This window comes from Serratia sp. Z4 (assembly GCF_009900725.1).
GTDB classification, from domain to species: domain Bacteria; phylum Pseudomonadota; class Gammaproteobacteria; order Enterobacterales; family Enterobacteriaceae; genus Serratia; species Serratia nematodiphila.
The window spans coordinates 12,104-37,632 of record NZ_JAAABD010000009.1 but is presented as its reverse complement, the minus strand read 5'-3'; the positions used below and the strand labels follow the sequence as shown (position 1 = coordinate 37,632).

The following is a 25,529-nucleotide window of genomic DNA, read 5'->3' as shown; positions in this document are numbered from 1 at the left end:
CAGGAAGGAACAGCATGACGACAGATGTAACCGTAAAATCGCTGGCAGCAGAGATTCAGACTCCGGTTGATCGCCTGGTACAGCAGTTTGCTGATGCAGGGATCAACAAGTCCGAGTCGGACTCTGTTACCCAGCAAGAAAAAGAAACATTGCTGGCGCACCTGAACCGTGAACACGGCAGCGCGCCGGGTAAACTCACTTTGCAGCGCAAAACGCGCAGCACCTTGAATATCCCGAGCACCGGCGGTAAAAGTAAATCGGTGCAAATTGAGGTCCGCAAGAAACGCACTTATGTAAATCGCGATACGCAGGAAGCCCAGTTGGCTGAAGCGGCAGAGCAGGCACAGCGTGAAGCGGAAGAGCAGGCACGGCGCGAAGCGGAAGAGCTCGCAAAACGCGAAGCGGAAGCGAAGCGCGCAGCCGAAGAGCAAGCCAAACGTGAGGCCGCGGAGATTGCTAAGCGTAATTCAGCGGAAAAAGAAAAAGTGACCAATCAACATACCGACGAAATGACCAAGCCAGCTCAGGCGGAAAAAGCACGCCGTGAAGCCGAAGCCGCTGAACTGAAACGTAAAGCGGAAGAGGAAGTGCGCCGCAAGGTTGAAGAGGAAGCCAAGCGCGTGGCGGAAGAAGCCCGTCGCATGGCCGAAGAGAACGGCGAGAAGTGGGCCCAGGCAGACGCGGCAAGCGCCGCGGTTGAAAGCGCCGACTATCACGTGACCACCTCTCAGCACGCCCGTGCCGCGGAAGATGAAAACGACGCCAAAGTTGAAGGCGATCGTCGCAGCCGCACCCGCGGCGGCAAAGCCACCAAGCAGAAGAAAGGCAACAAGCTGTCCGAATCCAAAGCGGATCGCGAAGAAGCGCGCGCCGTTACCCGTGGTGGTAAAGGCAAACGCAAGCCTAGCGCTCTGCAGCAGGGCTTCAACAAGCCGGCGCAGGTGGTTAACCGCGACGTGGTGATCGGTGAAACCATCACCGTGGCCGAGCTGGCCAACAAGATGGCGGTAAAAGGTTCTCAGGTCATCAAAGTGATGATGAAGCTGGGCGCCATGGCCACCATCAACCAGGTTATCGACCAGGAAACCGCGCAGCTGGTTGCCGAAGAGATGGGCCACAAAGTTATCCTGCGTCGTGAAAACGAGCTGGAAGAAGCGCTGATGAGCGACCGTGATACGGGTGCTGCGGCCGAGCCGCGCGCGCCGGTCGTGACCATCATGGGCCACGTTGACCACGGTAAAACCTCTCTGCTGGACTACATCCGCTCCACCAAAGTGGCGGCGGGCGAAGCCGGCGGCATTACCCAGCACATCGGTGCCTACCACGTAGAAACCGAGAACGGCATGATCACCTTCCTGGACACCCCGGGTCACGCCGCGTTTACCTCGATGCGTGCTCGCGGTGCTCAGGCGACTGACATCGTGGTTCTGGTGGTGGCGGCCGACGACGGCGTGATGCCACAAACCATCGAAGCTATCCAGCACGCGAAAGCGGCGCAGGTGCCGTTGGTGGTTGCGGTGAACAAAATCGACAAGCCGGAAGCCGATCCGGACCGCGTTAAGCAGGAACTGTCCCAGTACGGCGTGATGCCGGAAGAGTGGGGCGGCGAAGCGCAGTTCGTCCACGTGTCCGCGAAAGCCGGTACCGGTATCGACGAGCTGCTGCAGGCTATCCTGCTGCAGGCCGAAGTTCTGGAGCTGAAAGCGGTACGCAGCGGCATGGCGAGCGGCGTAGTGATCGAGTCCTTCCTGGATAAAGGCCGTGGCCCGGTGGCTACCGTGCTGGTTCAGGAAGGTACGCTGAACAAGGGCGACATCGTCCTGTGTGGCTTCGAATACGGCCGTGTGCGTGCGATGCGCGACGAATTGGGCCGTGAAGTGACCTCCGCCGGTCCGTCCATCCCTGTGGAAATCCTGGGTCTGTCCAGCGTGCCTGCAGCGGGTGACGAAGCGACCGTGGTGCGTGACGAGAAGAAAGCGCGTGAAGTGGCGCTGTACCGTCAGGGCAAGTTCCGCGAAGTCAAACTGGCGCGTCAGCAGAAGTCCAAGCTGGAAAACATGTTCGCCAACATGACCGACGGCGAAGTGTCCGAGCTGAACATCGTACTGAAATCCGACGTACAGGGTTCTTGCGAAGCGATCAGCGACTCGCTGCTGAAACTCTCCACCGACGAAGTGAAGGTGAAGATTGTCGGCTCCGGCGTAGGTGGTATCACCGAAACCGACGCGACGCTGGCGGCGGCTTCCAACGCCATCATCCTGGGCTTCAACGTGCGTGCCGACGCTTCTGCGCGCCGCGTGATCGAAGCGGAAAGCCTGGATCTGCGTTACTACTCCGTGATCTATAACCTGATCGACGAAGTGAAGCAGGCGATGAGCGGCATGCTGGCGCCGGAATACAAGCAGCAGATCATCGGCCTGGCCGAAGTGCGCGACGTGTTCAAATCGCCTAAGTTCGGCGCTATCGCCGGCTGTATGGTTACCGAAGGGACCATCAAGCGTCACAACCCAATCCGCGTACTGCGCGACAACGTGGTTATCTATGAAGGCGAGCTGGAATCCCTGCGTCGCTTCAAAGATGACGTTAACGAAGTCCGTAACGGCATGGAATGTGGTATCGGCGTTAAGAACTATAACGACGTGCGCGTCGGCGACATGATCGAAGTGTTCGAAATCATTGAGATCCAACGCACCATCGCTTAACGATTGCACATCTGCTTATATCTGTTTACGGGGGGCCTTTGTGCCCCCCGATTTGTCTGGAGAATCCAAAATGGCAAAAGAATTCAGCCGCGGTCAACGCGTGGCGCAAGAGATGCAGAAAGAGATTGCGATCATTCTGCAGCGTGAAGTGAAAGATCCGCGCGTCGGCATGGCGACCGTTTCCGGCGTGGAAGTGTCCCGTGACCTGGCGTACGCCAAGGTTTACGTCACCTTCCTGAACGTGCTGACCGAGAACCACGATCCGGATCTGGTCACCAACGGCATCAAAGCGTTGCAGGACGCTTCCGGTTACATCCGCACTCTGCTGGGCAAAGCGATGCGCCTGCGCGTGGTGCCGGAGCTGACCTTCGCCTACGACAACTCCCTGGTGGAAGGCATGCGCATGTCCAACCTGGTGACCAACGTGGTGAAGAACGACGCCGAGCGCCGTTCCGCCTCAGGCGATGACAAGGAGGACTGATGAGTCGCCCTCGTCGCCGCGGCCGTGATATCCACGGCGTGCTGTTGCTGGACAAGCCGCAGGGTTTGTCGTCCAACGATGCGCTGCAAAAAGTAAAGCGCCTGTACAACGCCAACCGAGCGGGTCACACCGGCGCGCTCGATCCGTTGGCGACCGGCATGCTGCCTATCTGCCTGGGTGAAGCGACCAAGTTTTCGCAATATCTGCTCGATTCCGACAAGCGTTATCGGGTGATCGCCAAGCTGGGGCAGCGTACCGATACCTCGGACGCCGACGGTCAGATCGTGCAGGAGCGCCCGGTGAACTTTACCCAGGCGCAGCTCGACGCGGCGCTGGACACCTTCCGCGGTGACATCCAGCAGGTGCCGTCGATGTATTCGGCGCTGAAATACCAGGGCAAGAAACTCTACGAGTATGCGCGCCAGGGGATTGAAGTGCCGCGCGAAGCGCGCAGCATCACGGTGTACGAGCTGCAGTTTATCCGCTGGGAAGGGGATGAGCTGGAGCTGGAGATCCACTGCTCGAAAGGCACCTACATCCGCACCATCACCGACGATCTCGGCGAGCTGCTGGGCTGCGGCGCGCACGTGATCTATCTGCGCCGCCTGCAGGTGGCGACTTACCCGATCGCGCGCATGGTGACGCTGGAACAGCTGAACGCCTTGCTGGCGCAGGCGCAGGAACAGGCGATCGCCCCCAGCGAGCTGCTCGATCCGCTGCTGATGCCGATGGACAGCCCGGTTGAGAACTATCCGGAAGTGAATTTGTTGCCGGTGGTGGCGGGCTACGTCAAGCAGGGGCAGCCGGTGCAGGTGGCCGGCGCGCCGGCCTCCGGCATGGTGCGTATCACCGAGGGTGAAGAGCGGAAATTCATCGGCGTTGGCGACATCGCCGAGGATGGTCGCGTGGCGCCGCGCCGCCTGGTGGTCGAACATTTCGACTGACGGCGGGGCACTGCGTCGCCTTGCGATCGCACTGCGCTAAGAGTAGAATGGCGCAGCTTATGCATTGGGTTGCTGAATTAGAGATCGGCGCCTGTTTTTATTATCTATAATCTGGAGTATTACAATGTCTCTAAGTGTTGAAGCTAAAGCTCAAATCGTAGCTGATTTCGGTCGTGGTACTAACGACAGCGGTTCTACCGAAGTTCAGGTTGCCCTGCTGACTGCGCAGATCAACCATCTGCAAGGCCACTTCTCCGAGCACAAAAAAGATCACCACAGCCGTCGTGGTCTGCTGCGTATGGTTTCTCAGCGTCGTAAGCTGCTGGACTACCTGAAGCGTAAAGATGTAGCACGTTACACCAGCCTGATCGAGCGTCTGGGTCTGCGTCGCTAATCTAGCAAGTTTCAGTGGAAAGGGGCCTATTTTGGCCCCTTTCTTCTAGGAAGCATAAGCAAATCAGGTTAATGTATTACTGATGTTTCCAAACAGGTTCTTCCGTTACAGAGGTTCGCGCGGCTAATGAGAGGCTTTATCTCCCGCCTGAGATAAGGATTGTCATTAGTCGCGAGGATGTAGTGAGAAGGCAAATCGAGTCACAGGCGTGTCGAGTCGTCAATGCGATTGCGCGCCGCTAATCAAGGATATAATTTTGCTGACACCGATCATTCGCAAATTCCAGTATGGCCAGCATACCGTCACCATCGAAACCGGTATGATGGCTCGTCAGGCCACCGCCGCCGTTATGGTGAGCATGGATGACACCGCCGTATTCGTTACCGTCGTTGGCCAGAAAAAAGCCAAGCCGGGCCAGAGCTTCTTCCCGCTGACCGTTAACTACCAAGAGCGTACCTACGCCGCCGGCCGTATCCCGGGCAGCTTCTTCCGTCGCGAAGGCCGTCCAAGCGAAGGCGAGACCCTGACTTCCCGTCTGATCGACCGTCCGATCCGTCCACTGTTCCCGGACAGCTTCCTGAACGAAGTTCAGGTGATCGCGACCGTGGTTTCCGTTAACCCGCAGGTGAACCCGGACATCGTTGCGATGATCGGTGCTTCCGCGGCCCTGAGCCTGTCCGGTATTCCGTTCAACGGCCCAATCGGCGCCGCGCGCGTGGGTTACATCAACGACCAGTACGTGCTGAACCCGACGACCGACGAGCTGAAAGAAAGCCGTCTGGATCTGGTGGTTGCCGGTACTGCCGGTGCGGTGCTGATGGTTGAATCCGAAGCGGACGTGCTGAGCGAAGATCAGATGCTGGGCGCCGTGGTGTTCGGCCACGACCAGCAGCAAGTGGTTATCGAAAATATCAACGCGCTGGTTGCCGAAGCCGGCAAACCGAAGTGGGATTGGCAGGCGCCTGCGGTCAACGAAGCGCTGCACGCGCGCGTGGCTGAACTGGCCGAAGCTCGCTTGGGCGACGCTTACCACATCACCGAAAAACAAGAGCGTTACGCTCAGGTTGACGCGATCAAAGACAGCGTGGTTGAAACCCTGCTGGCGCAGGACGAAACGCTGGACGCCGGTGAGATCCAGGACATCCTGGGCAACCTGGAGAAAAACGTGGTGCGCAGCCGCGTACTGCGTGGCGAGCCGCGTATCGACGGCCGTGAAAAAGACATGATCCGTGGCCTGGACGTGCGCACCGGCGTACTGCCGCGCACCCACGGTTCCGCGCTGTTCACCCGTGGCGAAACTCAGGCGCTGGTTACCGCGACCCTGGGCACCGCGCGCGACGCCCAGAACCTGGACGAGCTGATGGGCGAGAAGACCGACAGCTTCCTGTTCCACTACAACTTCCCTCCGTACTCCGTAGGCGAAACCGGCATGGTCGGTTCTCCTAAGCGTCGTGAAATCGGTCACGGTCGCCTGGCGAAACGCGGCGTATTGGCTATGATGCCTAAACCGGAAGATTTCCCGTACACGGTTCGCGTGGTGTCTGAAATCACCGAATCCAACGGTTCTTCTTCCATGGCTTCCGTGTGCGGCGCGTCTCTGGCGCTGATGGACGCCGGTGTGCCAATCAAGGCTGCCGTTGCGGGCATCGCGATGGGTCTGGTGAAAGAAGCCGACAACTATGTGGTTCTGTCCGACATTCTGGGTGACGAAGATCACCTGGGCGACATGGACTTCAAAGTGGCCGGTAGCCGCGACGGTATCACCGCGCTGCAGATGGACATCAAAATCGAAGGCATCACCCGCGAAATCATGCAGGTGGCTCTGAACCAGGCCAAGGGCGCGCGTCTGCACATCCTGGGCGTAATGGAACAGGCTATCAGCACCCCGCGCGGCGATATCTCCGAATTCGCACCGCGTATTCATACTATCCGCATCAACCCGGATAAAATCAAAGACGTGATCGGTAAGGGCGGTTCCGTTATCCGCGCGCTGACCGAAGAGACTGGCACTACCATCGAAATCGAAGATGATGGTACAGTTAAAATCGCTGCGACCGACGGTGAGAAAGCGAAATTCGCTATCCGTCGCATCGAAGAGATCACGGCAGAGATCGAAGTGGGCCGTATCTACCAGGGTAAAGTGACCCGTATCGTTGATTTCGGCGCATTCGTCGCTATCGGCGGTGGTAAAGAAGGTCTGGTGCACATTTCTCAGATCGCCGACAAGCGCGTTGAGAAAGTGACCGACTATCTGCAGATGGGTCAGGAAGTGCCGGTTAAGGTACTGGAAGTTGACCGTCAGGGCCGCGTGCGTCTGAGCATCAAAGAAGCGATGGCGCCGGAAGCAGGTTCACCTGCGCCTGAAGCAGAATAACTGTATAGATAGTTTTACAGCTCCCCGCCACGGGGTTGGGGGCTGTTCGTATCGCGCGGGTAGGATGCCCGCGTTTTAGCAAACGGAGGACAGGACGTTCATCCAATGTTTGTCTTCGGGAGTGGGAAATGAAGCCTTTCTTGCGCTGGTGTTACGTTGCGACAGCACTCATGCTGGCAGGATGCAGCAACCATGATTGGCGTAAAGACGAAGTTTTGGCAATCCCGTTGCAGCCTACGTTGCAGCAGGAAGTGATCCTGGCGCGCATGGAACAAATTCTTGCCAGCCGGGCACTGACGGATGACGAACGCGCACAGCTTTTATATGAGCGCGGTGTGCTGTATGATAGCCTCGGGTTACGTGCATTAGCGCGCAATGATTTCTCGCAGGCGCTGGCGATACGTCCCGACATGCCGGAAGTTTTCAACTACCTGGGCATTTACTTAACGCAGGCAGGCAATTTTGATGCTGCCTATGAAGCGTTTGATTCTGTACTAGAGCTTGATCCAACTTACAATTACGCGCGTTTAAACCGGGGCATCGCACTGTATTATGGCGGCCGCTTCCCGTTGGCGCAGGATGATCTGCAGGCGTTTTATCAAGACGACCCAAACGATCCCTTCCGTTCGTTATGGCTGTATCTGGTGGAGCGAGAAATCGATCCCAAGAAGGCCGAGGTAGCGCTTCAGCAGCGCTATGACAAAGCGGACAGAGGGCAATGGGGATGGAATATTGTCGAATTCTACCTGGGCAAGATCAGCGAAAAAACGCTGATGGAACGCCTCAAGGCAGATGCAACGGATAACACTTCGCTCGCTGAGCATCTCAGTGAAACTGACTTCTATTTGGGTAAACACTACCTGAGTCTGGGGGACAAGGACACCGCTTCGGCGCTGTTCAAACTGACGGTGTCTAACAACGTTCACAACTTCGTTGAGCACCGCTATGCATTGTTGGAATTGGCGCTTTTGGGCCAAGAGCAAGACGACCTATCGGAATCGGACCAGCAATAGCTGACGAACACCTATCAGCCTGATGGACATTGGTTTTTAACCAAAGTTATCGCCTTAACGGGCGAGGGCTTTTTTGTTCGTTTTATAATCTAATTTGAGCCGGTTCACACTTTTCAATGAAAATGACTGAAAATTTTCTCGACGAGTTATGTAGACTGGCTGCCATTATTAATGAGGCACGTGTACATGACGACTGAGTTTGAAACCTCTTTTGCCGATCTGGGGCTGTCTGCTCCAATCATTTCCGCCCTGAACGATCTGGGCTATGAAAAACCATCTCCGATCCAGGCTGAGTGTATTCCTCACCTGTTGAACGGCCGCGACGTGCTGGGCATGGCGCAGACCGGTAGTGGTAAAACTGCAGCGTTCTCGCTGCCGCTGCTGCACAACCTGCAGGCAGACCTGAAAGCACCTCAGATCCTGGTGCTGGCGCCGACCCGCGAACTGGCGGTTCAGGTTGCCGAAGCGATGACCGATTTCTCCAAACACATGAACGGCGTCAACGTGGTAGCCCTGTACGGCGGCCAGCGTTACGACGTGCAGCTGCGCGCTCTGCGCCAGGGCCCGCAAATCGTTGTGGGTACCCCAGGCCGCCTGCTGGACCACCTGAAGCGCGGCACCCTGAACCTCTCCAACCTGAGCGGTCTGGTGCTGGATGAAGCCGACGAAATGCTGCGCATGGGCTTTATCGAAGACGTAGAAACCATCATGGCTGAGATCCCGGCTGAGCATCAGACCGCGCTGTTCTCCGCCACCATGCCGGAAGCGATCCGTCGCATCACCCGCCGCTTCATGAAAGAGCCGCAGGAAGTGCGCATCCAGTCCAGCGTCACCACCCGTCCGGACATCAGCCAGAGCTACTGGTCGGTCTACGGCATGCGTAAAAACGAAGCGCTGGTGCGTTTCCTGGAAGCCGAAGACTTTGACGCGGCGATCATCTTCGTCCGTACCAAGAACGCGACCCTGGAAGTGGCCGAAGCGCTGGAGCGCAGCGGTTACAGCAGCGCCGCGCTGAACGGCGACATGAACCAGGCGCTGCGTGAGCAGACTCTGGAGCGTCTGAAAGACGGTCGTCTGGATATCCTGATCGCGACCGACGTTGCGGCCCGTGGCCTGGACGTTGAGCGCATCAGCCTGGTTGTCAACTACGACATCCCGATGGACTCCGAGTCTTACGTTCACCGTATCGGCCGTACCGGTCGTGCGGGCCGCGCCGGCCGCGCGCTGCTGTTCGTGGAAAACCGCGAACGCCGCCTGCTGCGCAACATCGAACGCACCATGAAGCTGACCATCCCGGAAGTGGAGCTGCCGAACGCAGAACTGCTGGGCGAGCGTCGTCTGGCCAAGTTCGCCGCGAAAGTTCAGCAGCAGCTGGAAAGCAGCGATCTGGACCTGTACCGCGCACTGCTGACCAAACTGCAGCCGGAAGAAGAGCTGGATATGGAAACCCTGGCCGCAGCGCTGCTGAAAATGGCACAGGGCGAACGTCCGCTGATCCTGCCGCCGGATCCGGTCTTCAAGCCGCGTCAGCGCCGCGAGTTCAACGACCGTGACGATCGTCGCGGTGATCGTGGCGACCGTCGTGACAGCCGTGACGGCGATCGTCCGCGTCGCGAACGTCGTGACGTTGGCGAAATGCAGCTGTACCGCATCGAAGTGGGCCGTGACGATGGCGTTGAAGTGCGTCACATCGTTGGCGCTATCGCTAACGAAGGCGACATCAGCAGCCGTTACATCGGTAACATCAAGCTGTTCGCTTCCCACTCCACCATCGAGCTGCCAAAAGGCATGCCGGGCGAGATCCTGAATCACTTCACTCGCACTCGCATCCTGAACAAGCCGATGAACATGCAGCTGCTGGGCGATGCACAGCCGTTCGAACGTCGCGAGCGTCGTGACGGTGGCAACGGCGGCGAGCGTCGCGGCAACGGTCGTCCGTTCAACGGCGAACGTCGCGAAGGCGGCCCACGTCGCTCCTTCGGCGAACGTCGTGAAGGCGGCAACGGCGGCGAGCGTCGTGGCGGTAACTACAACCGTGACGGCAAGCCGGCGCCACGCCGTGATGACGGCGCACCGGCGGCACCACGTCGTCGTTTCGGCGACGCGTAATCGCTGATTCGCCGTTCGCGGTGAAGCGCTCTGAAAAACCAGCCTGCGGGCTGGTTTTTTTATGCCTGAAAATTGCCGTCAAACGCCCCTGAATGGCGTATCATTCATAAGGTTTTTTCTTACGGATGATATGCACGGGAGATGCCATGAGTTGGCAGCAGTTCAAATCTCAATACCTGGTGCGCTTTTGGGCGCCGCTGCCGGCGGTGATCGCCGCCGGGATCCTCTCTACCTACTACTTCGGCATGACCGGCACCTTCTGGGCGGTGACCGGCGAATTCACCCGCTGGGGCGGCCATGTGCTGCAGTGGTTCGGCCTGCACCCCGAGCAATGGGGCTATTTCAAGGTCATCGGCCTGCAGGGCACGCCGCTGGAGCGCATCGACGGGCGCATGATCATCGGCATGTTCGCCGGCTGCATCGCCGCCGCGTTGTGGGCCAACAACATCAAGCTGCGTCAACCGCAGCACCGCATTCGCATCGTGCAGGCGCTGCTGGGCGGCATCATCGCCGGTTTCGGCGCGCGGCTGGCGATGGGGTGCAACCTGGCGGCGTTCTTCACCGGCATCCCTCAGTTCTCGTTGCACGCCTGGTTCTTCGCGCTGGCGACCGCAGCCGGCTCTTACTTCGGCGCCAAATTCACGCTGCTGCCGATGTTCCGCATTCCGGTCAAATTGCAAAAGGTGAAGGCCGCCGCGCCGCTGACGCAGAAGCCTGAGCAGGCGCGCCGCCGCTTCCGGTTGGGCATGGCGATCTTCGGTCTGGCGGTGGCCTGGTCGCTGTGGACGCTGTTCGATGCGCCGAAGCTCGGCATCGCCATGCTGTTCGGCATCGGCTTTGGCCTGCTGATCGAGCGCGCACAGATCTGCTTCACTTCGGCGTTCCGCGATCTGTGGATCACCGGCCGCACCCACATGGCGAAAGCCATCATCATCGGCATGGCGGTGAGCGCCATCGGCATCTTCAGCTATGTGCAGCTCGGCGTGGCGCCGAAGATCATGTGGGCCGGCCCGAATGCGGTGCTGGGCGGTTTGCTGTTTGGCTTCGGCATCGTGCTGGCCGGCGGCTGCGAGACCGGTTGGATGTACCGCGCCGTGGAAGGGCAGGTGCACTACTGGTGGGTGGGGTTGGGCAACATCATCGGCGCTACGCTGCTGGCCTATTACTGGGACGACCTGGCGCCGGCGCTGGCGACCGACTACGACAAGATCAACCTGCTCGATACCTTCGGCCCGATCGGCGGCCTGCTGGTGACTTACCTGCTGCTGGCGCTGGCCTTCGCCGCCATGCTGTGGTGGGAGAAACGCTTTTTCCGCGCCCGGCCTGAGGCGCAGGTGGTGAATTTGAGGAGCATGCCATGAAAGAGACGACGATAGTGCCGGACTACCGGCTGGACATGCTGGGTGAGCCTTGCCCGTACCCGGCGGTGGCGACGCTGGAGGCGATGCCGCAGCTGAAGCCGGGGGAGATCCTGGAGGTGATCAGTGATTGCCCGCAGTCGATCAACAACATCCCGCTCGATGCGCGCAACCACGGCTACAAGGTGTTGGATATCCAGCAGGACGGGCCGACCATCCGCTACCTGATCCAGCGTTAACGCCAAGGCGGTGGGGTTCCCACCGCCTTTTCGCTTTTTAGCCCTTCACGATGTCGCCCTTCACGCCGGCGACGATCTCGAACGAACGCAGCCGCGCCTGATGATCGAAAATCTGGCCGTTGACCATGATCTCGTCGGCATCGGTTTCACGCAGCAGCGTTTGCAGCCCGTGACGCACCGTTTTTTCATCGCCGACGATCGACATCCGCAGCGCCTGTTCGACGCCGTACTGCTCGCCGGCGCTCCACAGCGCGTGGATGTTATCCACCGGCGGCGGCAGCGGGCCGGGCGAACCGCGGCGCAGATTGATGAACTGCTGCTGCATCGAGCTGAACAGGAAGCGCGCGTCGCGGTCGCTGTCGGCGGCGATCACGTTGACGCACACCATGGCATGCGGCTGCGCCAGCTGTTTGGAGGGTTTGAAGTTCTCGCGGTACAGTTGCAGCGCCTGGAACAGCATATCCGGAGCGAAGTGCGAAGCGAAGGCGAACGGCAGGCCGAGCTGCGCCGCCAGCTGTGCGCTGTAGAGGCTGGAGCCGAGCAGCCAGAGCGGCACATGCAGCCCCTGGCCCGGCACCGCCTGCACCGGCTGGCCGGGCTGCGCGTCGCAGAAGTAGTTTTGCAGTTCCTGCACGTCGCGCGGGAAGGTATCCACATCGCCGGACAGGTGGCGGCGCAGCGCCATCATGGTGCGTTGATCGGTGCCGGGCGCGCGGCCCAGCCCCAGATCGATGCGGCCGGGGTAGAGCGATTCCAGCGTGCCGAACTGTTCAGCGATCACCAGCGGCGCATGGTTCGGCAGCATTACGCCGCCGGAGCCGAGGCGAATGCTCTGGGTGCCGGCGGCCAGATAGCCCAGCAGCACCGAGGTGGCGGCGCTGCCGATGCCGGTCATATTGTGGTGCTCGGCCAGCCAGTAGCGCTGGTAGCCCCAGCGTTCGGCGTGTTGCGCCAGATCCAGCGAACAGTGGAAAGCGTCGCGCGCCTTGGCCCCTTGCGGGATTGGCGATAAATCCAGTACCGAAAGCGGTACGGCAGTGTGTTCAGTCATGACATCGTCCATCAGAGAGTGGATCGCTTAAAGGGCGATTGCAGGAATCTGCATACTAAAAGGCCGAAAAAAGATGCTTTTTAGTGTTAAAAGCATAATCCAATTTATAGTTATAAAAGAGGAGATATGTGCTTGTGATATCCTCATGAGTGCAATGGTGTTTTTTGGAGCAATTTGAGACATGGAAATGATGATCCCCGCCCGCCGCTTACCGTTCCGGGAGCCGATATAATGAAAAAAAAGACGCTGTTTACCCTGTTGCTGATGATGGTGGCGATCGCATTGGCGATCCTGTTCCGCGCGCACAATCAGGATCTGTTGCTGCAGGGTGAAGTGGATGCCCCCGAAGTGATCGTCGCATCCAAGGCGAAAGGCCGGGTTGTTGAACGCCTGATCGAACGCGGCGATGACGTGAAAAGCGGCCAGCTGATCATCCAACTCGACAGCCCCGAATTGATGGCGCAGCTGCGTTCCGCGCAGGCGACGCGCGACGAGGCCAAAGCGCAGCTCGAACTGTCGCTGCACGGCACCCGAGAAGAGAGCATCCGCAACCTGCGCGCCAACCTGGCGCAGGCCGAGGCGCAGTACCGCAATGCGCAAAACGACTACAACCGTAACCTGAGCGTGGCCGGCAAGGGCTATATCTCGAAGTCCGAGCTGGACGCTTCGCGCCGGTCGCGCGACACCGCCTTCCAGCAGGTGCAGGCCGCCAAGGCCAACCTGGATGAAGGCATCAACGGCGACCGCGTCGAGCAGCGGCAGCAATATGCGGCGGCGCTGCGGGCGGCGGAAGAGAACCTGCTGCAGATCCAGGCGCAGAGCGACGATCTGCAGGTGAAAGCGCCGGTGGACGGCGAAGTGGGGCCGATCCCGGCCGAAGTGGGCGAATTGCTGAACGCCGGCAGCCCGCTGGTGACGTTGATCCGGGTGCCGGACGCTTACTTCGTGTTTAACCTGCGTGAAGACATCCTGGCCCACGTGCGCAAAGGCGACAAGGTCAAGCTGCGGGTGCCGGCGCTGAAGGACAAAATGATCGACACCGAGGTGCGCTACATCGCGCCGCTGGGGGATTACGCCACCAAACGCGCCACCCGCGCCACCGGCGACTTCGACCTGAAAACCTTCGAAGTGCGCCTGTATCCGTCACAGCCGGTGGACGGCCTGCGTCCGGGGATGAGCACCTTATGGCAATGGAAAGAGTAAGGGCCGGCTGGCGCTGCTTCAGTCACGCGTTCGACAAAGAGTGTCGCGTCGCCTTTCGCAGCCCGGTGGTGCACTGGCTGAGCTGGATCTTTCCGCTGATCCTGTTTGCGCTGATCAGCAGCAACTTCTCCGAAGGCACGCTGCTCGATCTGCCGGTCTCGGTAGTGGACAGCGATCACAGCCCGCTGTCCAAATCGCTGACGCGCCGGCTGGACGCCGGGTCGCACGCCCACGTCGAGGCATACGGCGGCGGGCTGCCGGAGTCGCTGAGCCGCCTGCGCAGCGCGCAGGATTACGCGTTGCTGTATATCCCGCCGGACTTTGAGGCCAATGCGCTGTCGGGCAAACAGCCGAGCGTGGTGATGTACTACAACGCGCTGTTTTACGGCGCCGGGCTGTACTCCACCCAGGACTTTGGCGGCCTGATGAACGAAATCAACGCCAGCACCCGCAGCATCATCTCCACCGAGATGGGCAAAACGTTGCCGCCGCTGGCGGACGTGACGCTCTCCTACGGCAGCCTGTTCAACGCCAGCGGCAGCTATATCTATTACCAGCAGTTCGCCGCCACCATCCACCTGCTGCAGCTGTTCGCGGTGACCTGCATGATATATGTGCTGGCGCGCAGCAAGTCGCTGCTGCAGGCCAAGCCGTTCAGCCTGGCGCTGCTCGGCAAGCTGGCGCCATACACGCTGTGTTTCACCACCCTGCTGATGGTGGAGATCGCGGCGCTGGTGGGCATCTTTGACGCCCGCGTCAGCGGCAACCCGCTGTTTATGCTGATGATCGGCCTGTTCTATGTGATGGCGGCGCAGAGCATCGGCCTGCTGCTGTACACCTTTACCGGCAGCACCATCACCGCCTACAGCCTGATCGGTATTTTGGTCAGTATCGCAATGACCTTCTCCGGCATGGCGGTGCCTGAGCTGTCGATGCCGCTGCCGGCGCGCATTATTTCCAACATCGAACCGCTGACCCACGCGCTGTACGCGATGTTTGACGTGTTCCTGCGGCAGGTGCACGCCAGCGCCATCTTCAGCGTGTGCGCGCTGCTGGCGGTCTATCCGCTGGTGGCCGCGCTGCTGGTGCGCAATCGCCTGCCGGCGCGGCTGGCAAAAGAGGGGAGCGCCTGATGAAGCTTTATTGGCAAACCTTCGTTAAAGTGCTGCTCGGCATGCTGGAGCGGCCGGTGTGGCTGATGCTGATCCTGTCGCTGTGCATCATGAGCCTGGTGTACGCCAACCGCACGGTGTGGGATCTGCCGGTGGGTGTGATCGATCAGGATCACAGCACCGCCAGCCGGCAGCTGATCCGCCAACTGGACGCAACCTCCAAGATCGCGATTGAAACCTACGACAGCCTGGAACAGGCGCAGCGCGATCTCAGCTGGCGCAAGCTGTTTGCGGTGATCATCATGCCGGTGGATCTGGAGAAGAAAATTCTCAGCGGGCAGAACATCGTGGTGCCGATGTACGGCGACGCCACCAACCGCCTGGCCAACGGCCAGATCCAGCAGGACGTGGTGGCGGCCTATCAGCAGCTGCTGACGCAATACAACAACGGGCTGCTGCTGCGCAGCGGCTTCAGCGAACGGCAGGCGCAGATACTGCTGACGCCGATACTGGGGCAAACGCTGGACGTGTTCAACCCCGGCATCAGCTTTGCGGCGATCATCTTCCCCGGCCTGCTGGTGATGCTGTTGCAGCACTCGCTGCTGATCGCCTGTATCCGCGTCAATATCGCCATGAAGAGCATGCCCGGCGGCAAGGCGCCGCTGGCGGCGCACCTCGGCGGGCTGACGGCGCTGCTGCCGATCTGGCTGTTCCTGTCGATCGTGCTGTTCGTGCTGTGGCCGTGGGTATTGGGCTATAGGCAGACGGCGAACATCGCCGAACTGCTGCTGCTGACCTTCCCGTTCCTGCTGGCGGTATTGGGGCTGGGCAAGCTGGTGACAGAATGTCTGCGCAGCGTCGAGATGATCTACCTGACGCTGGCGTTCATCACCACGCCGATCTTCTACCTGTCCGGCACTATCTGGCCGCTGCAGTCGATGCCGGCCTGGGTGCGCGCCATCTCGTACAGCATTCCCTCCACCTGGGGCACCAAGGCGATCGCCGGCGTCAACCAGATGGGGCTGTCGCTGAATGAGGTGTGGGGCGACGTGATGATGATGCTGATACTCGGTGTGGTCTACACCCTACTAGGCTTTGGCGTCGGCTTCTTGCGCAACAGCGTGGCGCTGCGCGGGATGTTCAGGAAGCGGCGGGCGTAGGGGATAAATAAAGGCGCCATTTTCGGCGCCTTTATTATTTCGTATTATTGATATGTCTAAGGTGATTTATTTAGCTGGGCGTCTACTCTTATTTTTAATTTGATTTGTTATGTTGATTTTGGTAGTTGTAATTGTCGACCTGCTTAGGGAATTAATGGTTGGCGTTAACTTTATCTATAACGTGTTATTTAAAGGATGGAATAATATGTCAACAATAAGCGCGCTTGATTTTGATGAGATGAAATTGATTGGCGGTTGTGGCGATGGAAATAACGGCGGCGATCGTGACAGGCCAGGCAGAGGTGCGTCAAACTCTTGTGCCAATCAGGTTGGAATGGGCATTATCATTGGCGCATTTACCGGTTTTTCCGGCGGCCCGCCAGGGATGATAGGTATGGCCGTTGCCGGTGGCTTAATGGGGGCGGTCTCTTGCGCAGATAACAGCCCTGCCGGGAATAATAAGAATAACGGTGGTGCCTTGGGTGGGAATAAAAACGCCAATAGCGTTAATGGGCAATGTCGCTGGTGATGAGTAAATCGCTTTTAGAGTGTCAAAAATAGAGGGTGGGTTATGGTTAATAGACGTCTTTTAAACCCGCTATGTAATATGATTGCGCTAACGTTGAGTATGTTACTTGTCTCGTTCTCCTCACTGAGTATTATTTCATACGGAGAACATTTGGTAGATGCGGCCATCGCGGTTTTCACTTATTTTGGTATCAGAAGCTGCTGCCTGATGTGTGTAAGTTTATTCCATTGGTTCCACGGTGGAGATGAGCGCATTAATCTTGATAAATAAACAGAGCCGGCAGCGCCCGCTGCCGGCTCTGTCCTCGTTAAGACACCAACTCCAACCCCGCCACGCGGCGCCAGTAGCCGTTGCAGTCGGCGCGGTCGATCAAGTTCAGCGGTTGCTCGCCGCGCTCGTTGGCGCGGAAGGCGTCGATCTGCGCCAGCGTCTCGGCGCCCTGCGGCGACAGCCGCACGATGTCCACCAGCCCCTGCATGCTTGGCAGCTCGTTGCCGAGGTTGTAGCAGTAGCCGCTCATGGTCTGGATGCCGTTGAGCACGAACACCTGCTGTTGCTCCTGGGAGCGCATCATGCGGCCCTGCGGATATTTGATGCAGCAGGTTTCGCACTCGTCCTTGCCGCGGTTCTCCGAGCGGGCGGTGAAGCAGCGCGCCGAGTAGGCCAACGGCAGGTGGCCGTAGCTCAGCACCTCCACCTCGAAATCGTGGCGGAAGCCCAGCTCGTCGCACTGCGTCAGCAGGTTGGCCAGCCAGTCGCGCGACAGCTCGACCGGCATGCACCAGCGGATCATGCCCTGGCGGCGCAGCAGGCGCAGGGTATAGGCGTTGTAGCAGTTCAGCGCATGGCCGGCGACGAACGGCAAGCCGCGTTCCGCCGCCATGTTCACCGCGCCCAGATCGTTGGCTTCCAGCAGGAACTCGCCGTTCTCCACATAGCGTTTCAGCTCATTCAGCTCGGACGGCGCCTGCAGCAGCGCCAGCGTGGAGATAACCACCTGTTTGCCGCTGCGGGCGATCTCGCGCGCCAGCGCCAGCCAATCGCTGACCTTCATCTCGCGCCGTTTGGTGCAGACGCTCTCGCCAAGGTAAATGATGTCGGCGCTGCTCTCCGCCGCCTGTTGATAGAACGCCGCGATGTCGGTTTTCGGCCAGTAGTAGAGTACCGGCCCCAGTGCGTATTTCATGTTTCCTCCGGCTACTGCCATTTGCGGTGATAGGCGCCCAGCGTGGTCTGGGTGCCCTCGGACATCGCGCCCAGCGTCTCCATCCAGGCGGCGTCGGCGCGGTAGGCGGCCGGATCGGCCTGACAATGGTCGATCGCCTGGCGCCAGACGCGCGCCACCTGGCTGACGTAAGCCGGGCTGCGCTGGCGGCCTTCGATCTTCACCGAGGCGATGTTGGCGGCCAGCAGCTCCGGCAGCAGCTCCAGCGTATTGAGGCTGGTGGGCTCTTCCAGCGCGTGGTAGCGCACGTCGTCCACCAGATAGCGGCCCTTGCACAGCGTCGGGTAACCGGCGTTTTCATGGTCCTGGTAGCGGTCGATCAGCACGTCGTTCAGGCGCGACTCCATACCCTGCGGGGTTTGCTGCCAGCGCACGAAGCGCGCCGGCGAGCAGGCGCCGACGGTGTTCGGCGACTCGCCGGTCAGGTAGGAGGAGAGGTAGCAGCGCCCCTCGGCCATGATGCACAGGCTGCCGAAGGCGAACACTTCCAGCGGCACCGGGCTGGTGCGCGCCAGCTGTTTCACCTGATGCATCGACAGCACGCGCGGCAGCACCACCCGGCCCACCTCGAAGTTGCGCTGGTAGAAACGGATCGCCTCTTCGTTGGTGGCGGAGGCCTGCACCGAAACGTGGCGCTCCAGCTGCGGGTAGCGCTGGGCGGCGTATTCCAGCATCGCCAGATCCGCCAGAATCAGCGCGTCGGCGCCCAGCTGGGCGGCCATATCCACCGCGCGCTGCCAGCGGGCGTAGCCGTCGGGATGGGCGAAGGTGTTGATGGCGATATGCAATTTGCGGCCGTGGCGATGCACGTAATCAACCGCTTCCTGCAGCTTTTTCTCGGTGAAGTTGAGGCCGGCGAAGTGGCGCGCGTTGGTATCGTCTTTCAGCCCGATGTAAACGGCGTCGGCGCCGTTATCTACCGCGGCCTTCAGGGCCGGCAGGTTGCCGGCGGGGCAAAGCAGCTCCATAGATTTATCCTGGCTTAGCCGTGCGCCCGGCCGGGCGCACGCTGTCTTTAAAGGTTGCCGGCGGCGGTGTTCTGCCGGCAAACGCGAATCGGGGAGGCCATTTTAGGCGAAGGGGCGCACACAGGTTTTGATTTGGGGCAGCTTATGGCGTATTGATAAACATGGCGGTGAAATGCACTATTTGTTGATATAGACCGCTGAAGCCGCGCGCCAGTGTGGCAAAATAGCGGTAGTCCGTATTGAAAGGAGTGGATGACCGTGTTGGAACAACTACGAGCACGCCTTGTGCGCCAGGGGCCGTCGCTGCTGCGCATCCCGCTGAAATTCACGCCGTTCGCCCTGCAGCGCCAGCTGCTGCAGCAGGTGCTGAGCTGGCAGTTCCGCCAGGCGTTGGCGGATGGCGAGCTGGAATTTCTCGAATCGCGCTGGTTAAAGATCGAAGTTCGCGATCTGGCGCTACACTGGTTTATGACGGTAGAAAACGACAAACTGGTGGTCAGCCAGCACGCCGAAGCGGACGTCAGCTTCAGCGGCGACGCCAACGATCTGATCCTGATCGCGGCGCGCAAGCAAGATCCGGATACGCTGTTCTTTCAGCGTCGGCTGCAGATTGAAGGGGATACCGAATTGGGCCTGTATGTGAAAAATTTGATGGACGCCATCGAGCTGGAAAGCATGCCTGCGCCGCTGCGCATGGGGCTGCTGCAGTTGGCTGATTTTGTCGAAGCAGGGCTGCAGGAGGGCACGGCGTCGGCTTCCCGTGTGGCGGTATCATGCTGATCCGCGTAGAGATCCCGGTAGACGCGGCGGGCATCGATGCCTTGCTGCGCCGCGCCTTTGGCCGCGACGACGAAGCAGACCTGGTGCAACAGCTGCGCGAAGACGGCCTGCTGACGCTGGGCGTGGTCGCCACTGACGACGAAGGCGGCGTAGTGGGTTATGCCGCGTTCAGCCCGGTAGACGTGGCCGGTGAAGACCGTCAATGGGTGGCGCTGGCGCCGCTGGCGGTAGATGAAAGCCTGCGCCGTCAGGGGCTGGCGGAAAAGCTGGTGTACGAGGGGTTGGATTCGCTGAACGAATTCAGCTACGCCGCGGTGGTGGTGCTGGGCGATCCGGCCTATTACGGCCGCTTCGGTTTCAAACCGGCCGCCGCCTATGGCCTGAATTGTCGCTGGCCTGACACGGAAAGCGCATTCCAGGTGTATCCGCTGGCGGAAGACGCCCTGAATGGCGTCAGCGGCGAAGTGGCTTTTTCGGCGCCGTTTAATCGCTTTTAACGATCGGCAACAAATCCTCCAACGACAGCGGCGGGTGATTCACCAGCCGCTCTTTTTGTATTTTGCTCAGCTGTTTGACGCGGTATTCCAGCTTCAGCGCCGTTGAGCGATCCCCCACCTGGCAGTGAAACGCCAGCGTCAGCTCCCCTTTACCGCGCAGCGCCTTGGCACCTTTGCCGGCTTGATGTTGCGCCAGGCGGCGCGCCACGTCGGTGGTGATGCCGGTATACAGCATGCCGCTCGGTAAACGCAGCATATAGAGATACCAGTGGGGTAAGTCCATCATTGGGGTCCTGTGCAAGGGTAGAGATGACATCAGGCCGCCATAGCTAAGCGCGGCATCTCTATTTTGTCACGATTTAACGATGGATTTCACCACTGGCGGAACGGTTTGTTTATTCCGTCTTGACGATAAGGGATTATTTTACACCCACGGTAAATTTGTTTTCTTCCCCTTTATGATGCTGAATTGTCCACTCGCCACTGACGCGGAATGAAGCCGCGGAAGCATAGGTGTCTTCCATAAACTGGAAATAAACGATTTTTCCGTCTTTGACTTGCGCTTTTATTGCGAAAGGAGAGGTGAACTGATGGCCTAACGCTACTGAGGTATAGGTGAATTGACCAAATACGGCCACGGTGCCTCCGTCGGCAAGAATGTCACCGATCGTGAAGTCGTTTATTTCCCAGTAAGTTCCGACATTTGAAAAGGTATCGATGTAAACCTGTCGCCCTTGAGAAGTGCCCGCCCAGGGCTCGATCTGTTTGAGCTCTTTGTTTTCAAAGTTCAGGGAAGTATAAACCGCGTTTTCATCGATAAGACGCATGGCGGCATTGGTGACGTCTTCCTTTGCCGTGTTCATCAAGAATGCATAAACCACATCTTTTGGCAGTTGAGTCTCTTCTGCTTTCACAATGAGTTTTTCATTGTTTTTCATATAAACCTCGTCACGTGACTTCCGGGGTGAATAATTGGCCGTTTATTCCGATGATGAGCCGGTGATTGGTTGTAAATCAACGATGATCATAGCACCGCCGGAAAGCAGAGCAGATGATAGAAAGTGCTTAGGCGTTCAGGAAATAAAGTCCCTGCAAAACGGCATTAATCATCATAACGACATATTAAATAAGGGGTTTTATTCATGGTAAAGGCGTTGGCGCACATGGGGTGACGAAGCGAGAACGCTGTTTTAAATGGATTTATATAAGCGGTATCAATGATGTTTTGATGCTTTTTATTTATGAATGGCGGTAGTGAACAGGAATTATGCTTGGTGGCTTGGATTTACTGATAATAAAGCCCGAGAGTAAGAAAGAGAGTGAGTCATTCCAGTCACTAGAGCGGCGTGGGCGACAGAGAGCGTCGGCTGGCCAGGGTTGCGATGAGGTGATATTGCGCCCTATCACAATCCCATCCCCGGCCGCCGGTGCTTTACCGCTTTACCCCTTTTTTCCCGCCAGCTCGAAGCGCGGCGAGACGATGCCGTACAGCGTCCAGCCGAGGAAGGTGGCGATGGCGCCCCACATCATCGCTTCCTCACCGGAGCTGTAAAGCGCATAGAAGCTGTACAGCGCGCCGATGCCGGCGATGATATTGGCGATGCGCGCCTTGTTGTCCGGCACTTTCGCCACTTTCTGAATAATGACCAGCGCCGCCATCGACAGGATGTACGGGATGATGTTGGTCACCACTGCCAGGTTCACCAGCACGTTGAACTGCTTGTTCAACGATGGGCTGATGGTCATCAGCGACAGGCCGCTCTGGATGACGACGATGGTCAGCATGCCTTTAACCGGCGCGTCGGCCTTGCTCAGCCTGGAGAAGATTTTCGGGAAGAAGCCGCTGTCGGCGGAGGATTTGAACACCTGAGCGATGGTGAACTGCCAGCCGAGCAGCGAGCCGACGCAGGACATTACCATCAACGCCATGATGATCTTGCCGACCGTCGGGTTGAACATGTGGGAGAACGCCAGCCCGAACGGAGCGGTGGAGTTGGCCAGATCCATGTTCGGCACGATGCCGGCGATCACGTTGGTCGAAACGATATAGATCACCGCCGCGCTGAGGGTGCCGCCCAGTACGGCGATCGGCACGTTGCGCTCCGGGTTTTCCACCACGTCGGTGTTGGCGCAGGCGGATTCCAGCCCCAGGAATGCCCACAGGGTCATCGAGATCGAGGCGCCGATGGCTTCGAAGGTCGGCACCTGATGCGGGTTCCAGGCGGCGACGTAGGCGCTGCCGCTGAACCAGTACCAGCCGATAACCGAGATGCCCACCACCGGAATGATCACGCCCCAGACGGTGATGCCGCTGATTTTGCCGGTGATGCGCGCACCGCCGAAGTTGGCGACGGTCGCAAGCCACAGCACGCCGATGGTGGCGATGCAGATCCCCAGCGGGCTGAGCGTGGTGTCGAACAGCTCGGTGCCGTAGCCGACGGCGGAAATGGCGATGGCGATATTGGCGATCAGCAGCGAAACGCCATAGGTGTAGTTCGCCATAAAGTTGCCTGATTTACCGAAGGCGTATTCGGCGTAGCCGCCCATGCCGCCGGATTTACGGCTGAACATGCCGCATTTGGCGAACGCGTAGGCCAGCGCCATTGAGCCGACGGCGGTCACCAGCCAGGAAACGATCGAAATCGTGCCCACTTCGGCCAGCTTGGTCGGCAGCATAATTATGCCGGAACCCATCATATTCACGGCGGTCAGGATCGTTAATTGCACGACCCCCATTTTATTATTGGACTTACTCATGATCATTTTCTCTTTTAGGATGCGATCCGGGCGGCGAGAATAATCGCCGCCCCGTAAGGTGATTAATTTTTCATGACGTAGCCGTAAGCGCGGTTCCAGCCGTCCTCATCCTGTTGGATATAAACGCCCTGCAATTCCGGCGCGAATCCCGGCAATAAATTGATGCCTTCTTCCAGTGCCAGGAAATAACGCTGCGCGGCGCCACCCCAAATTTCGCCGGGCACCACGCACAGCACGCCTGGTGGGTAAGGCAGGGCGCCTTCGGCGGCGATGCGGCCCTCGGCCTTGGCCAGCGACACCAATTCCACATTGCCGCGCACGAACTCGGTATTGGCGTCCTGCGGGTTCATCACCACGCGTGGGAAATAGCTTTTGCGGAACATCTCTTTTTGCAGTTCTTTAACGTCATAGCTGACGTAAAGGTCGTGCATTTCCTGGCACAGCTGGCGGATGGTGTAGTTTTTGTAGCGCTGCTGGTGGTTTTTATAGACCGCAGGCAGCACCTCGCTGAGCAATGAGTTTTGCTCGATGTGCTTCTCGAAGCGGGCGATCAGGGCCACCAGATGCTGCATCTTGGCGATGTCTTCCGCCGGCGTCAGCAGGAACAGGATCGAGTTGAGATCGCATTTTTCCGGCACGATGCCGTTTTCACGCAGGTAGTTGGCCAGAATGGTCGCCGGGATGCCGAACTCGCTGTAGCTGCCGGTGGCGGTATCGATGCCCGGCGTGGTGAGCAGCAGTTTGCACGGATCGACGAAGTACTGCGACTCGGCATAGCCCTCAAAGGCGTGCCATTTCTCGCCGGGCACGAAGTTGAAGAAGCGCAGATCGTTGGCCATCGCCGCGGTGTCATAGGCCTGCCACGGCTTGCCGTCGATCTGATCCGGCACGAACGGTTTGATCATCGTGCAGGTATCCAGCAGCATTTTGCGCGCTTCGATGCCCACGCGCACACATTCTTGCCACAGGCGCTGGCCGCTCTTGCCCTCGTGCATCTTGGCGTTGACGTCCAGCGCGGCGAACAGCGGGTAGAACGGGCTGGTGGAGGCGTGCAGCATAAAGGCGTTGTTGAAGCGCTTGTGGTTGCAGTAGCGGCTCTGCCCCTTGATATGCTTGTCTTTTTTGTGGATCTGCGAGGTCTGCGAGAAACCGGCCTGCTGTTTGTGCACCGACTGGGTGACGATGATGCCGGGATCGTTTTCGTTCAGCTCCAGCAGCAGCGGCGAGCAGTCTTTCATCATCGGAATGAACTGCTCATAGCCCACCCAGGCGGAGTCGAACAGGATGTAGTCGCACAGGTGGCCAATTTTGTCGACCACCTGGCGGGCGTTGTAGATGGTGCCGTCGTAGGTGCCGAGCTGGATGATCGCCAGGCGGAACGGGCGGGCTTCGTTGGCGCGTTCCGGCGCCACTTCGCGGATCTGTTGGCGCAGGTAGCGTTCGTCGAAGCAGTGCGCGTCGATGCCGCCGATAAAGCCGAACGGGTTGCGCGCGGTTTCCAGGTAAACCGGCGTAGCACCGGCCTGGATCAACGCGCCGTGGTGGTTGGATTTATGGTTGTTGCGGTCGAACAGCACCAGGTCGCCGCGCGTCAGCAGGGCGTTGGTCGCCACCTTGTTCGAGGCCGAGGTGCCGTTGAGCACGAAGTAGGTCTTGTCGGCGTTGAACACCTTGGCGGCGTGCTGCTGCGCGGCGCAAGGCGCGCCTTCGTGGATCAACAGGTCGCCCAGTTTGACGTCGGCGTTGCACATGTCGGAGCGGAAAAGCGTTTCGCCGTAGAAGTCGAAGAACTGGCGGCCCGCCGGGTGTTTGCGGAAGAACTCGCCGCCCTGGTGGCCGGGGCAGGCGAAAGTGGCGTTACCCATTTCTACGTATTGCGTCAGCGTGTTGAAGAATGGCGGCAGTAGCTCGCTCTCATATTTGGCGGCGGCGGCCTCCAGCTGTTTGCCGTAGAACTGGGTATTCTTGCCGCACAGCTCAAACACGCCGTGCAGCGCCGGCAAGACGGCATTATCCAGCTCTTCTTCGCAGCAGACGGCGACGAACAGCGGAATGTTCAGGCCGTGTTCTTCGATGCGCGCCACCATGCCTTGCGCGACGTCGTCTACCGACAGCACGATGGCGGCGACGTCATTGAAATCGCTGTGATGCACATCGACAATGTCGCGTTCAGTTTCAAAGCAGCCGAGGGTTTGGGTGTTGGCGGCAATTTTTAATTTTTTCATTTTTCTCATTCTTCAGGCAAAGGCATTCCGCCGGCAAATAATTTCATTTGCCGTTAACGCCTTCACGAAAATAAAGGTGTGCGAGAACCCAGTGATGCCGAAAGGCATTAACTGTGTTCGCTGTTTTATTTATCCTGGATGCGCTTGGCCGAAATTAAAAATGTGTTGCGTGTCCTTCCCGCTTAGCGAGAAAAAGACATTATCACCGGAGTGCGGAGAATAAAGTGAAACGCAAAGACACTCTTAACAACGGCGTAAGAGCGAGGGGGTGAGGGTTATCTGTAGTTGAAGAATGCGAAACTAAAGCAGCTGCGATGAGCCATCATCATAATATGGGTTGTGCGCCTGATGTGCGCCATTTTTCGGTTATTGTTTTCCATTTTCTAATCCACCTTGCTGAGTGAAAAG

The 25,529-nt window shown here is 58.9% G+C and carries 24 protein-coding genes; 16 read left to right on the top strand and 8 right to left on the bottom strand.

Annotated elements, in window-relative coordinates; translation table 11 throughout:
• Positions 1 to 14: 14 nt before the first annotated feature.
• The 10 genes from infB (at position 15) to yedF (ending at position 11,614) form a co-directional block, all read left to right on the top strand.
• The gene (gene infB / locus GT753_RS22445; protein WP_004933511.1) at positions 15 to 2,702 is read left to right on the top strand and encodes a translation initiation factor IF-2; all 2,688 of its coding nucleotides are present in this window, start codon (positions 15 to 17) and stop codon (positions 2,700 to 2,702) included.
• A gap of 70 nt (positions 2,703 to 2,772) precedes the next feature.
• Positions 2,773 to 3,183, top strand: coding sequence for a 30S ribosome-binding factor RbfA (gene rbfA, locus GT753_RS22440; RefSeq protein WP_004933508.1), 411 nt, complete (start codon positions 2,773 to 2,775; stop codon positions 3,181 to 3,183).
• Complete coding sequence (gene truB / locus GT753_RS22435) at positions 3,183 to 4,127, top strand: tRNA pseudouridine(55) synthase TruB (RefSeq protein WP_160125970.1); 945 nt, start codon at positions 3,183 to 3,185, stop codon at positions 4,125 to 4,127. The genes rbfA and truB overlap by 1 nt, the downstream gene beginning before the upstream one ends.
• A gap of 124 nt (positions 4,128 to 4,251) precedes the next feature.
• Positions 4,252 to 4,521 carry a 30S ribosomal protein S15 gene (gene rpsO / locus GT753_RS22430; RefSeq protein ID WP_004933502.1) on the top strand — a complete coding sequence of 90 codons (270 nt, stop codon included), beginning with the start codon at positions 4,252 to 4,254 and terminating at the stop codon, positions 4,519 to 4,521.
• Between the two features lie 256 nt (positions 4,522 to 4,777).
• Positions 4,778 to 6,895 (top strand): polyribonucleotide nucleotidyltransferase, encoded by a 2,118-nt coding sequence (gene pnp / locus GT753_RS22425; RefSeq protein ID WP_004933498.1) that lies wholly within the window; start codon positions 4,778 to 4,780, stop codon positions 6,893 to 6,895.
• Between the two features lie 128 nt (positions 6,896 to 7,023).
• On the top strand, positions 7,024 to 7,908 hold the full coding sequence (nlpI, locus tag GT753_RS22420) for a lipoprotein NlpI (RefSeq protein ID WP_004933495.1): 885 nt from the start codon (positions 7,024 to 7,026) through the stop codon (positions 7,906 to 7,908).
• Between the two features lie 116 nt (positions 7,909 to 8,024).
• Positions 8,025 to 8,105 (top strand): protein YrbN, encoded by an 81-nt coding sequence (gene yrbN, locus GT753_RS25995; RefSeq protein ID WP_099032700.1) that lies wholly within the window; start codon positions 8,025 to 8,027, stop codon positions 8,103 to 8,105.
• Positions 8,095 to 10,017 carry a DEAD/DEAH family ATP-dependent RNA helicase gene (locus GT753_RS22410; RefSeq protein WP_004933492.1) on the top strand — a complete coding sequence of 641 codons (1,923 nt, stop codon included), beginning with the start codon at positions 8,095 to 8,097 and terminating at the stop codon, positions 10,015 to 10,017. The genes yrbN and GT753_RS22410 overlap by 11 nt, the downstream gene beginning before the upstream one ends.
• Positions 10,018 to 10,163: 146 nt before the next feature.
• Positions 10,164 to 11,378: a selenium metabolism membrane protein YedE/FdhT gene (gene yedE / locus GT753_RS22405; RefSeq protein ID WP_004933488.1), complete on the top strand. Its 1,215-nt coding sequence runs from the start codon at positions 10,164 to 10,166 to the stop codon at positions 11,376 to 11,378.
• A complete protein-coding gene (gene yedF, locus GT753_RS22400; protein WP_004933486.1) occupies positions 11,375 to 11,614 on the top strand; it encodes a sulfurtransferase-like selenium metabolism protein YedF in 240 nt (79 codons plus the stop codon). The genes yedE and yedF overlap by 4 nt, the downstream gene beginning before the upstream one ends.
• Positions 11,615 to 11,651: 37 nt before the next feature.
• Here the strand turns inward: yedF and GT753_RS22395 are convergent, their stop codons facing one another.
• Positions 11,652 to 12,665 carry an LLM class flavin-dependent oxidoreductase gene (locus GT753_RS22395; protein ID WP_015376417.1) on the bottom strand — a complete coding sequence of 338 codons (1,014 nt, stop codon included), beginning with the start codon at positions 12,663 to 12,665 and terminating at the stop codon, positions 11,652 to 11,654.
• Positions 12,666 to 12,896: 231 nt separating this feature from the next.
• On the opposite strand from GT753_RS22395, the gene GT753_RS22390 reads away from it, so the two are divergent.
• The 4 genes from GT753_RS22390 to GT753_RS22375 all read left to right on the top strand — a co-directional run bounded on the left by GT753_RS22390 (position 12,897) and on the right by GT753_RS22375 (position 16,669).
• Positions 12,897 to 13,868: an HlyD family secretion protein gene (locus GT753_RS22390; RefSeq protein WP_004933479.1), complete on the top strand. Its 972-nt coding sequence runs from the start codon at positions 12,897 to 12,899 to the stop codon at positions 13,866 to 13,868.
• Entirely contained in the window at positions 13,850 to 15,001 is a 1,152-nt protein-coding gene (locus tag GT753_RS22385) for an ABC transporter permease (protein ID WP_160125969.1), read from the top strand. The genes GT753_RS22390 and GT753_RS22385 overlap by 19 nt, the downstream gene beginning before the upstream one ends.
• Complete coding sequence (locus GT753_RS22380) at positions 15,001 to 16,140, top strand: ABC transporter permease (protein WP_099982336.1); 1,140 nt, start codon at positions 15,001 to 15,003, stop codon at positions 16,138 to 16,140. The genes GT753_RS22385 and GT753_RS22380 overlap by 1 nt, the downstream gene beginning before the upstream one ends.
• 109 nt (positions 16,141 to 16,249) lie before the next feature.
• Entirely contained in the window at positions 16,250 to 16,669 is a 420-nt protein-coding gene (locus GT753_RS22375; RefSeq protein ID WP_160125968.1) for a hypothetical protein, read from the top strand.
• Positions 16,670 to 16,976: 307 nt separating this feature from the next.
• Here the strand turns inward: GT753_RS22375 and GT753_RS22370 are convergent, their stop codons facing one another.
• Together GT753_RS22370 and GT753_RS22365 are read right to left on the bottom strand one after the other, a co-directional pair.
• Positions 16,977 to 17,855 (bottom strand): U32 family peptidase, encoded by an 879-nt coding sequence (locus GT753_RS22370; protein WP_160125967.1) that lies wholly within the window; start codon positions 17,853 to 17,855, stop codon positions 16,977 to 16,979.
• 11 nt (positions 17,856 to 17,866) lie between these two features.
• On the bottom strand, positions 17,867 to 18,862 hold the full coding sequence (locus GT753_RS22365) for a peptidase U32 family protein (RefSeq protein WP_160125966.1): 996 nt from the start codon (positions 18,860 to 18,862) through the stop codon (positions 17,867 to 17,869).
• Between the two features lie 258 nt (positions 18,863 to 19,120).
• On the opposite strand from GT753_RS22365, the gene GT753_RS22360 reads away from it, so the two are divergent.
• Both GT753_RS22360 and GT753_RS22355 read left to right on the top strand, forming a co-directional pair.
• Positions 19,121 to 19,642 (top strand): SCP2 domain-containing protein, encoded by a 522-nt coding sequence (locus GT753_RS22360; RefSeq protein ID WP_049187007.1) that lies wholly within the window; start codon positions 19,121 to 19,123, stop codon positions 19,640 to 19,642.
• Positions 19,636 to 20,139 (top strand): GNAT family N-acetyltransferase, encoded by a 504-nt coding sequence (locus tag GT753_RS22355; protein WP_033648656.1) that lies wholly within the window; start codon positions 19,636 to 19,638, stop codon positions 20,137 to 20,139. Before GT753_RS22360 ends, GT753_RS22355 begins: the two co-directional genes overlap by 7 nt.
• Here the strand turns inward: GT753_RS22355 and GT753_RS22350 are convergent.
• From GT753_RS22350 to speFL, 5 genes are all read right to left on the bottom strand, one after another.
• Entirely contained in the window at positions 20,126 to 20,422 is a 297-nt protein-coding gene (locus GT753_RS22350; protein ID WP_160125993.1) for a GIY-YIG nuclease family protein, read from the bottom strand. The two genes, GT753_RS22355 and GT753_RS22350, sit on opposite strands and share 14 nt — an antisense overlap.
• A 136-nt stretch (positions 20,423 to 20,558) precedes the next feature.
• Positions 20,559 to 21,077 (bottom strand): nuclear transport factor 2 family protein, encoded by a 519-nt coding sequence (locus GT753_RS22345; protein ID WP_004933453.1) that lies wholly within the window; start codon positions 21,075 to 21,077, stop codon positions 20,559 to 20,561.
• A gap of 502 nt (positions 21,078 to 21,579) precedes the next feature.
• Positions 21,580 to 22,896, bottom strand: coding sequence for a putrescine-ornithine antiporter (potE, locus tag GT753_RS22340; protein ID WP_015376426.1), 1,317 nt, complete (start codon positions 22,894 to 22,896; stop codon positions 21,580 to 21,582).
• A gap of 62 nt (positions 22,897 to 22,958) precedes the next feature.
• A complete protein-coding gene (speF, locus tag GT753_RS22335) occupies positions 22,959 to 25,121 on the bottom strand; it encodes an ornithine decarboxylase SpeF (RefSeq protein WP_015376427.1) in 2,163 nt (720 codons plus the stop codon).
• Positions 25,122 to 25,396: 275 nt separating this feature from the next.
• A complete protein-coding gene (gene speFL, locus GT753_RS22330; protein ID WP_004933443.1) occupies positions 25,397 to 25,501 on the bottom strand; it encodes a leader peptide SpeFL in 105 nt (34 codons plus the stop codon).
• Between the last annotated feature and the right edge of the window lie 28 nt (positions 25,502 to 25,529).

Coding starts and splice junctions, on each gene's coding strand:
- infB (WP_004933511.1), top strand. CDS start 15: ATGACGACAGATGTAACCGTAAAATCGCTGGCAGCAGAGATTCAGACT.
- rbfA (WP_004933508.1), top strand. CDS start 2,773: ATGGCAAAAGAATTCAGCCGCGGTCAACGCGTGGCGCAAGAGATGCAG.
- truB (WP_160125970.1), top strand. CDS start 3,183: ATGAGTCGCCCTCGTCGCCGCGGCCGTGATATCCACGGCGTGCTGTTG.
- rpsO (WP_004933502.1), top strand. CDS start 4,252: ATGTCTCTAAGTGTTGAAGCTAAAGCTCAAATCGTAGCTGATTTCGGT.
- nlpI (WP_004933495.1), top strand. CDS start 7,024: ATGAAGCCTTTCTTGCGCTGGTGTTACGTTGCGACAGCACTCATGCTG.
- yrbN (WP_099032700.1), top strand. CDS start 8,025: ATGAAAATGACTGAAAATTTTCTCGACGAGTTATGTAGACTGGCTGCC.
- GT753_RS22410 (WP_004933492.1), top strand. CDS start 8,095: ATGACGACTGAGTTTGAAACCTCTTTTGCCGATCTGGGGCTGTCTGCT.
- yedE (WP_004933488.1), top strand. CDS start 10,164: ATGAGTTGGCAGCAGTTCAAATCTCAATACCTGGTGCGCTTTTGGGCG.
- yedF (WP_004933486.1), top strand. CDS start 11,375: ATGAAAGAGACGACGATAGTGCCGGACTACCGGCTGGACATGCTGGGT.
- GT753_RS22395 (WP_015376417.1), bottom strand. CDS start 12,665: ATGACTGAACACACTGCCGTACCGCTTTCGGTACTGGATTTATCGCCA.
- GT753_RS22390 (WP_004933479.1), top strand. CDS start 12,897: ATGAAAAAAAAGACGCTGTTTACCCTGTTGCTGATGATGGTGGCGATC.
- GT753_RS22385 (WP_160125969.1), top strand. CDS start 13,850: ATGGCAATGGAAAGAGTAAGGGCCGGCTGGCGCTGCTTCAGTCACGCG.
- GT753_RS22380 (WP_099982336.1), top strand. CDS start 15,001: ATGAAGCTTTATTGGCAAACCTTCGTTAAAGTGCTGCTCGGCATGCTG.
- GT753_RS22375 (WP_160125968.1), top strand. CDS start 16,250: ATGTTGATTTTGGTAGTTGTAATTGTCGACCTGCTTAGGGAATTAATG.
- GT753_RS22370 (WP_160125967.1), bottom strand. CDS start 17,855: ATGAAATACGCACTGGGGCCGGTACTCTACTACTGGCCGAAAACCGAC.
- GT753_RS22365 (WP_160125966.1), bottom strand. CDS start 18,862: ATGGAGCTGCTTTGCCCCGCCGGCAACCTGCCGGCCCTGAAGGCCGCG.
- GT753_RS22355 (WP_033648656.1), top strand. CDS start 19,636: ATGCTGATCCGCGTAGAGATCCCGGTAGACGCGGCGGGCATCGATGCC.
- GT753_RS22350 (WP_160125993.1), bottom strand. CDS start 20,422: ATGGACTTACCCCACTGGTATCTCTATATGCTGCGTTTACCGAGCGGC.
- GT753_RS22345 (WP_004933453.1), bottom strand. CDS start 21,077: ATGAAAAACAATGAAAAACTCATTGTGAAAGCAGAAGAGACTCAACTG.
- potE (WP_015376426.1), bottom strand. CDS start 22,896: ATGAGTAAGTCCAATAATAAAATGGGGGTCGTGCAATTAACGATCCTG.
- speF (WP_015376427.1), bottom strand. CDS start 25,121: ATGAAAAAATTAAAAATTGCCGCCAACACCCAAACCCTCGGCTGCTTT.
- speFL (WP_004933443.1), bottom strand. CDS start 25,501: ATGGAAAACAATAACCGAAAAATGGCGCACATCAGGCGCACAACCCAT.